The organism is Streptomyces hydrogenans (genome assembly GCF_014656075.1).
Classification (GTDB): domain Bacteria; phylum Actinomycetota; class Actinomycetes; order Streptomycetales; family Streptomycetaceae; genus Streptomyces; species Streptomyces hydrogenans.
The window spans coordinates 1-8,170 of record NZ_BNBS01000202.1; the positions used below are offsets into that span (position 1 = coordinate 1).

An 8,170-nucleotide genomic window follows, 5' to 3' on the forward strand; every position below is an offset into this window, starting at 1 on the left:
CCGGCACCGAGGTCCGCATCGCCGACGACGGCGAGATCCTGCTCCGCGGCCCCGGCATCATGGAGGGCTACCACGGCCTGCCCGAGAAGACCGCCGAGGTCCTGGAGGCCGACGGCTGGTTCCACACCGGCGACATCGGCGAGCTGTCCGCCGACGGCTACCTGCGGATCACCGACCGCAAGAAGGACCTCATCAAGACCTCCGGCGGCAAGTACATCGCGCCGGCCGAGGTCGAGGGCCACTTCAAGGCCGTCTGCCCGTTCGTCTCCAACATCCTCGTCCACGGCGCCGACCGGAACTACTGCACCGCCCTCATCTCCCTCGACGAGCCCAGCATCCTCGGCTGGGCCGCCGAGCACGGCCTGGGCGGGAAGTCGTACGCCGAGGTCGTCGCCGCCCCGGCGACCGTCACGCTCGTCCAGGGCTACGTCGACCGCCTGAACGAGGGCCTCCAGCGCTGGCAGACGATCAAGAAGTTCCGCCTGCTGCCCCGCGACCTCGACATCGAGCACGGCGAGCTCACCCCCTCGCTCAAGCTCAAGCGGCCCGTCGTGGAGCGCGAGTACAAGGGCCTCATCGAGGAGATGTACGCGGGCTCCCGCGAGGCCTGACCGCGCGCGGCCCGCCTCCACCCGGGCGGTACGGGACAATGGACCCCATGCCTTCCGTACTGCCCGATGGTGAGCCCATGCCCGAGGACGGGGCGCTGCCCCCGCACGCCCTGGAAGGGGCGGGGGAGCGGCCGCTCGGGTTCTATCTGCACGTGCCGTACTGCGCCACGCGGTGCGGCTACTGCGACTTCAACACCTACACCGCGAGCGAGCTGCGCGGTGCCGGGGGCGTGCTCGCCTCCCGGGACAACTACGCGGGGCAGGTCGTCGAGGAGGTCCGGCTCGCCCGGAAGGTCCTCGGCGACGACCCGCGGCCGGTCCGGACCGTCTTCGTCGGCGGCGGCACGCCGACGCTGCTGGCCGCCGGGGACCTCGTCCGGATGCTGGGGGCGATCCGGGACGAGTTCGGGCTCGCGGACGACGCCGAGGTGACCACCGAGGCCAATCCGGAGTCCGTGAACCCGGAGTACCTCGCCGAGCTGCGCGCCGGGGGGTTCAACCGGATCTCCTTCGGCATGCAGAGCGCCCGGCCACACGTGCTGAAGATCCTAGACCGGACCCATACGCCGGGGCGGCCGGAGCAGTGCGTCGCCGAGGCGCGGGCGGCCGGCTTCGAGCACGTCAACCTCGACCTGATCTACGGCACCCCCGGCGAGAGCGACGACGACTGGCGGGCCTCGCTGGACGCGGCCCTCGGGGCCGGTCCTGACCACGTGAGCGCGTACGCCCTGATCGTCGAGGAGGGGACGCAGCTCGCGCGGCGGATCCGGCGCGGGGAGGTGCCGATGACCGACGACGACGTCCACGCGGACCGGTACCTGATCGCCGACGCGGCCTTCGAGGCGGCCGGGTACGCCTGGTACGAGGTGTCCAACTGGGCCGCCTCCGAGGCCGGGCGCTGCCTGCACAACGAGCTGTACTGGCGGGGCGCGGACTGGTGGGGCGCCGGGCCCGGCGCGCACTCGCACGTCGGCGGGGTGCGGTGGTGGAACGTCAAGCATCCCGGCGCGTACGCGGCGGCGCTGGGGGCCGGGAAGTCCCCGGGCGCCGGGCGCGAGCTGCTGTCCGAGGAGGACCGGCGGGTGGAGCGGATCCTGCTGGAGCTGCGGCTCCGGGAGGGGATCGAGCTGTCGGTCCTCAAGCCCGCGGGACTGGCCGCGTCGCGGAAGGCGCTGGAGGACGGCCTGCTCGACGCGGAGCCGTACGCCGCCGGACGGGCCGTGCTGACCCTGCGGGGACGGCTGCTGGCGGACGCGGTGGTGCGGGACCTGGTCGACTAGGGCCCGTCGCCCGTGCGGGGCGGTGGCCCCGCACGGCGGCGCGGCTACGGCGCCGTCACGTGGTCGATCAGCTCCTCCACCCGGCCCAGCAGCTCCGGCTCCAGGTCCTTGTAGGAGGTGACCCGCTTGAGGATGGCCTGCCAGACCGCGCCCGTGTTGTCGGAGGGCCAGCCGAGGGCGCGGCAGGTGCCGGTCTTCCAGTCCTGGCCGCGGGGGACCTCCGGCCAGGCCCGGATGCCGAGGACGGACGGCTTCACCGCCTGCCAGATGTCGATGTACGGGTGGCCGACGACCAGGACGTCGGGGGAGGTCACCCCGGCGGCGATGCGGGACTCCTTGGAGCCCGGGACCAGGTGGTCGACGAGGACGCCGAGGCGGGCGTCGGGGCCCGGGGCGAACGCGGCGACGACCTCCGGGAGGTGGTCGACGCCCTCCAGGTACTCCACGACCACGCCTTCGACGCGCAGGTCGTCGCCCCAGACGCGCTCGACCAGCTCCGCGTCGTGGCGGCCCTCGACGTAGATGCGGCCCGCCCGGGCCACGCGCGCGCGTGCGCCGGGGACGGCGATCGAGCCGGAGGCCGTACGGGTGGGGCGGGCCGGGCCGGCGGACGCGGGACGGACCAGGGTGACGACCCTGCCCTCCAGGAGGAATCCGCGCGGGTCGAGGGGGAAGACGCGGTGCTTGCCGAAGCGGTCCTCCAGCGTCACCGTGCCCGCCTCGCAGCGGATCACCGCGCCGCAGAAGCCCGTCGACACCTCCTCGACCACCAGGTCCGGCTCGGCCGGGACCTCGGGAGCGGGGGCCTGCTTCTTCCACGACGGGGTGAGGTCGGGGTCGTAACTGCGCAAGGGTTCCGGTCCTCCGGGTGCTCTGGCGGGCGTTTCCGCGGGGGCCCGGGTGGCGCCGCCCCCGGGTTCGTGGCCGGGGAGGCGTCGGACCCGGGTCGCCGCGCGCTCCGGGGACGCTACGACACGGCGAAGCGGCGTGCCAGTTCATCGCGCTGGCGTCGCACGAAAGCCGCGTCGACGGTCGCGCCGTGGCCGGGGACGTACAGCGCGTCCTCGCCGCCGAGGGCGAGGAGCCGGTCGAGGGCGTCGGGCCAGCGGGCGCCGATCGCGTCGGGGCCCGCCTGCGGCGCGCCGGACTCCTCGACCAGGTCGCCGCAGAAGACCGTCTCGCGCTCGCCGGGGACCAGCAGGACCAGGTCGTGGCCGGTGTGGCCGGGGCCGACGTTGGCCAGCAGGACCTGCCGGCCGCCCAGGTCGAGGGTCCACTCGCCGGTGACGGTGTGGCGCGGGGCCACCAGGGCCTCCGTCGCCTCGGCAGCCGCCCCCTCCTCGACCCCCTGGCGCACCGCGTCCTCGTACAGCTCCTCCCGGGTGCGGGCGGAGCCGAGGAGGTCGTCCATGCCGACCGCGCCGAAGACCTCCGCGCCCGCGAAGGCGGCGGTGCCGAGGACGTGGTCGAAGTGGGGGTGGCCGAGTGCGATGTGCGTCACGCGCCGGCCGCCGGTGATCGCCTCCGCCTGGGCGCGGATCTCGGCTCCCTCGGCGAGCGTGGCACCGGTGTCGTAGAGCAGAACGGCCTTGTCCCCCACGACCAGTCCCGTGGTCGCGTCCCAGCCGGGGAGCCGTCGCCGGCCCACCCCGTCCGCCAGTCGTTCCCACCCCTGAGCCGCCCAGACCGCCTGTTCGATGTCCATGCGCCCGACGCTAGCGGGTCCGCCTCCTTGCCAGGAGCGACCGGCCCGGCCGTACACTGGCCGGGGGATTCCTGGCACTCGGGCAGGGCGAGTGCCAAAAGCGGAGCAACCGGAACGGCTGGAGCGGGAGGTGTGCGCGTGTTGAGCGAACGCAGACTCGAGGTGCTGCGCGCCATCGTCCAGGACTACGTCGGGACGGAGGAGCCGGTCGGCTCCAAGGCGCTCACCGAGCGCCACAGGCTCGGCGTCTCCCCGGCCACCGTGCGCAACGACATGGCGGTGCTGGAGGAGGAGGGCTACATCGCCCAGCCCCACACCAGCGCCGGACGGATCCCCACCGACAAGGGCTACCGCCTCTTCGTGGACCGGCTGGCCGGCGTCAAGCCGCTGTCGACCCCGGAGCGGCGCGCCATCCACAACTTCCTCGACGGGGCCGTGGACCTCGACGACGTCGTGGGCCGTACGGTCCGGCTGCTCGCGCAGCTGACCCGGCAGGTCGCCGTCGTCCAGTACCCGTCGCTGACCCGCTCCTCCATCCGGCACGTCGAGCTGCTGGCGCTGACCCCGGCCCGGCTGATGCTGGTGCTCATCACGGACACCGGCCGGGTCGAGCAGCGGGTGATCGACTGCCCCGCGCCGTTCGGCGAGACCTCCCTCGCCGATCTGCGGGCCCGGCTCAACAGCCGGGTGGGCGGCCGTCGCTTCGCCGACGTGCCGCAGCTGGTGCAGGACCTGCCCGAGTCCTTCGAGGAGCCCGAGGACCGCGCCACGGTCTCGACCGTGCTCGCGACCCTCCTCGAAACGCTCGTGGAGGAGCACGAGGAGCGGCTGATGATCGGCGGCACCGCCAATCTCACCCGCTTCGGACACGACTTCCCGCTGACCATCAGGCCCGTCCTGGAGGCCCTTGAGGAGCAGGTCGTGCTCCTCAAGCTGCTCGGCGAGGTCAAGGAATCGGGCATGACCGTACGCATCGGGCACGAGAACGCCTACGAGGGACTGAACTCCACGTCCGTCGTCTCGGTCGGCTACGGTTCGGGCGGCGAGGCAGTCGCCAAACTCGGCGTGGTCGGACCGACCCGCATGGACTACCCCGGAACGATGGGAGCGGTACGCGCAGTGGCACGTTACGTCGGACAGATCCTGGCGGAGTCGTAAGTGGCCACGGACTACTACGCCACACTCGGCGTGCGCCGCGACGCTTCCCAGGACGAGATCAAGAAGGCCTTCCGCCGCCTCGCCCGCGAGCTTCACCCGGACGTCAATCCGGACCCGAAGACGCAGGAGCGGTTCAAGGAGATCAACGCCGCCTACGAGGTCCTCTCGGACCCGCAGAAGAAGCAGGTCTACGACCTCGGCGGCGACCCCCTCTCCGCCTCGGGCGGCGCGGGCGCGGGCGGCTTCGGAGCCGGTGGCTTCGGCAACTTCTCGGACATCATGGACGCCTTCTTCGGCACGGCCTCGCAGCGCGGACCGCGCTCGCGGACCCGCCGCGGCCAGGACGCCATGATCCGGCTGGAGATCGACCTCAACGAGGCGGCCTTCGGCACCACCAAGGACATCCAGGTCGACACGGCCGTCGTCTGCACCACCTGTTCGGGTGAGGGCGCCGCCCCCGGCACCTCCGCGCAGACCTGTGACATGTGCCGCGGCCGCGGTGAGGTCTCCCAGGTCACCCGGTCGTTCCTCGGCCAGGTCATGACCTCCCGGCCCTGCCCCCAGTGCCAGGGCTTCGGCACCGTCGTCCCCACCCCGTGCCCCGAGTGCGCGGGCGACGGCCGGGTCCGCTCGCGCCGCACGCTGACGGTGAAGATCCCGGCCGGCGTCGACAACGGCACCCGGATCCAGCTCGCGGGCGAGGGCGAGGTCGGCCCCGGCGGCGGCCCCGCCGGCGACCTGTACGTGGAGATCCAGGAGACCCCGCACGAGGTCTTCCAGCGGCGCGGCGACGACCTGCACTGCACGGTCACCCTGCCGATGACGGCGGCCGCGCTCGGCACCAAGGTGCAGCTCCAGACCCTCGACGGCCTGGAGGAGATCGACATCCGCCCGGGCACCCAGTCGGGCCAGTCGGTCCCGCTGCACGGCCGGGGCATCACCCACCTGCGGGGCAACGGCCGCGGCGACCTGATCGTCCACGTCGAGGTGCAGACCCCGTCGAAGCTCGACCCCGAGCAGGAGCGCCTGCTGCGCGAACTGGCCAAGCTGCGCGGCGAGGAGCGGCCCACCGGCCAGTTCCAGCCCGGCCAGCAGGGCCTGTTCTCCCGGCTGAAGGACGCGTTCAACGGACGCACGTGACGGGTGCCGGGGACGGCGGCCCCCACGGGCCCACCCGTCCCCGGCGTACGTGATCTCTGTGTGAGAGGGGCGGCACTCTGAGTGCCGCCCCTTTCCCTTGCCCGGGAAGGGGCATGACACGATGCCCATATGTCCACCACCGCGCTGAACGATCTCTTCCGGTACCCGATCGTGCAGGCCCCCATGGCGGGTGGCGCTTCCTGTCCCGAGCTCGTCGGCGCCGTCTGCGAGGCCGGTGCGCTCGGCTTCCTCGCCGCCGGCTACAAGACGGCCGGCAGCCTCTACCAGGAGATCAAGCGGGTCCGCGGGCTCACCGGAAAGCCCTTCGGCGTCAACGTCTTCCTGCCCCAGTCCGGCCCGGGCGCCGACCCCGCGGCCGTCGAGGTCTACCGCCACCAGCTCGCCGGCGAGGCGGGCTGGTACGAGACCCCGCTCGGCGACACCGACGGCGGCCGGGACGACGGGTACGAGTCCAAGCTGGCGATCCTCCTGGAGGACCCGGTCCCCGTCGTCTCCTTCACCTTCGGCTGTCCGAAGCCCGAGACCTTCCACGCCTTCGCCCGCGCCGGGACGTACACGATGGTCACCGTCACCTCCGCCGAGGAGGCCAGGACCGCCCAGGCGGCCGGCGCGGACGCGCTGTGCGTCCAGGGCGTCGAGGCGGGCGGCCACCAGGGCTCGTACCGCGACGACCCCGACGAGGAGGAGACCGGCACCGGCCTCCTCGCGCTCGTCACCCAGGTCCGGGAGGCCACCGCGCTGCCGCTGGTCGCCGCCGGCGGCCTGATGCGCGGCGCGCAGATCGCCGCCGTCCTCGCCGCCGGGGCCGGCGCCGCCCAGCTCGGCACCGCCTTCCTCGTCTGCCCCGAGTCAGGCGCCCACCCGCTGCACAAGCGGGCCCTGACCGACCCGCTCTTCCAGCGCACCGCCCTCACCCGGGCCTTCTCCGGCCGGCCCGCCCGCGGGCTCGTCAACCGCTTCATGCGCGAGCACGGGCGGTACGCCCCCGCCGCCTACCCGGAGATCCACCACCTCACCGCCCCGCTGCGGAAGGCCGCCGCCACCGCCGGAGACGCCCAGGGCATGGCCCTGTGGGCCGGCCAGGGCCACCGGCTGGCCCGCGAGCTGCCCGCCGCGGAGCTCGTCGGGGTGCTCGCCGCCGAACTCGACACCGCCCTCACCGACCTCGCCGATCCGGCCTTCAGGAGTGCCTCATGACCGCCCCCGTCTTCGTCGTCGACGCCGTCCCCGGCGCCGGCACCTTCGTCCTGGAGGGGCCCGAGGGGCGGCACGCCGTCTCCGTGAAGCGGCTCCAGGCCGGCGAGGAGCTCGTCCTCACCGACGGCCGGGGCGGCTGGGCCCCGTGCGTGGTGCGGGACGCCGAGGGCAAGGACCGGCTGACCGTCGAGGTGACCGAGGTCCACCGGGACCCCGAGGAGGAGCCCCGGATCACCGTCGTCCAGGCCCTGCCCAAGGGTGACCGGGGCGAGCTGGCCGTCGAGACGATGACCGAGACCGGCGTCGACGCGGTCGTGCCGTGGGCGGCCTCCCGCTGCATCACCCAGTGGCGCGGCGACCGCGGCCTCAAGGCGCTCGCCAAGTGGCGCTCCACCGCCCGCGAGGCCGGCAAGCAGTCCCGCCGCACCCGCTTCCCCGAGGTCGCCGACCTCATGAGCACCAAGCAGGTCGCCCAGCTCCTCGCCGGCGCCGACTTCGCGGCCGTGCTGCACGAGGACCGCGCCCACCCGAGCGGCGCCCTCGCCACCGCCGAACTGCCCGCGAAGGGCTCGGTCGTGCTGGTCGTCGGCCCCGAGGGCGGGGTCTCCCCGGAGGAGCTGGCCGCCTTCGAGGCTGCGGGCGCGCGGCCGTACCGCCTCGGCCGGAGCGTGCTGCGCACCTCCACGGCGGGCACGGCGGCCACCGCGCTGGTCCTCGCCCGCACCGGCCGCTGGAGCTGAACCCGGCGTCGTGGGGGACCCGCTGTCCAAGCGTCCCGGGTCTTTTCTAGGCTGACCCGTATGGCCGACGAGTCCCCCCTGATCCGCAGTCTGCGCGCCGCGGTCGCCGCCGCGCCCGGCGACGTGCCCCTGCGCCTCCACTTCGCCGAACTCCTCCTCGCGGAGGGGCGGAACGACGAGGCCGTCGCCGAGGCGGCCGTCGCCCTCCAGCACGCGCCGGGGGACGCCGACGCCCGCGCGCTCATGGTCCGCGCCATGGGGATCCCGCCGACCGCGCCGACGCCCTCGTCGGCGAGGCCCGAGGCCGCGCAGCCGCCC

Annotated in this window: 8 protein-coding genes and 1 pseudogene; 7 read left to right on the forward strand and 2 right to left on the reverse strand. The window is 74.0% G+C overall.

Going from position 1 to position 8,170, the window contains the following annotated elements:
* Both IE321_RS39575 and hemW read left to right on the forward strand, forming a co-directional pair.
* Positions 1–611 (forward strand): annotated as a pseudogene (locus IE321_RS39575) (long-chain fatty acid--CoA ligase); the annotation flags it as partial.
* 38 nt (positions 612–649) lie between these two features.
* Positions 650–1,891 carry a radical SAM family heme chaperone HemW gene (hemW, locus tag IE321_RS39580; RefSeq protein WP_190226499.1) on the forward strand — a complete coding sequence of 414 codons (1,242 nt, stop codon included), beginning with the start codon at positions 650–652 and terminating at the stop codon, positions 1,889–1,891.
* A gap of 44 nt (positions 1,892–1,935) precedes the next feature.
* On the opposite strand, the gene IE321_RS39585 is transcribed toward hemW, so the two are convergent.
* Both IE321_RS39585 and IE321_RS39590 read right to left on the reverse strand, forming a co-directional pair.
* A complete protein-coding gene (locus IE321_RS39585) occupies positions 1,936–2,742 on the reverse strand; it encodes a DUF3097 domain-containing protein (RefSeq protein WP_190226500.1) in 807 nt (268 codons plus the stop codon).
* 116 nt (positions 2,743–2,858) lie between these two features.
* The gene (locus IE321_RS39590) at positions 2,859–3,596 is read right to left on the reverse strand and encodes an MBL fold metallo-hydrolase (protein WP_043221490.1); all 738 of its coding nucleotides are present in this window, start codon (positions 3,594–3,596) and stop codon (positions 2,859–2,861) included.
* Between the two features lie 138 nt (positions 3,597–3,734).
* Here IE321_RS39590 and hrcA point away from each other — a divergent pair, with 138 nt between their 5' ends.
* The 5 genes from hrcA to IE321_RS39615 form a co-directional block, all read left to right on the forward strand.
* Positions 3,735–4,754 carry a heat-inducible transcriptional repressor HrcA gene (gene hrcA / locus IE321_RS39595; protein ID WP_043221611.1) on the forward strand — a complete coding sequence of 340 codons (1,020 nt, stop codon included), beginning with the start codon at positions 3,735–3,737 and terminating at the stop codon, positions 4,752–4,754.
* On the forward strand, positions 4,755–5,894 hold the full coding sequence (dnaJ, locus tag IE321_RS39600) for a molecular chaperone DnaJ (protein WP_043221488.1): 1,140 nt from the start codon (positions 4,755–4,757) through the stop codon (positions 5,892–5,894).
* Between the two features lie 129 nt (positions 5,895–6,023).
* Positions 6,024–7,112, forward strand: coding sequence for a nitronate monooxygenase (locus tag IE321_RS39605; RefSeq protein WP_043221486.1), 1,089 nt, complete (start codon positions 6,024–6,026; stop codon positions 7,110–7,112).
* Complete coding sequence (locus tag IE321_RS39610; protein ID WP_043221484.1) at positions 7,109–7,852, forward strand: 16S rRNA (uracil(1498)-N(3))-methyltransferase; 744 nt, start codon at positions 7,109–7,111, stop codon at positions 7,850–7,852. The genes IE321_RS39605 and IE321_RS39610 overlap by 4 nt, the downstream gene beginning before the upstream one ends.
* 60 nt (positions 7,853–7,912) lie before the next feature.
* On the forward strand, positions 7,913–8,170 hold a 258-nt coding region (locus IE321_RS39615; RefSeq protein WP_190226501.1), incomplete at its 3' end, for a tetratricopeptide repeat protein.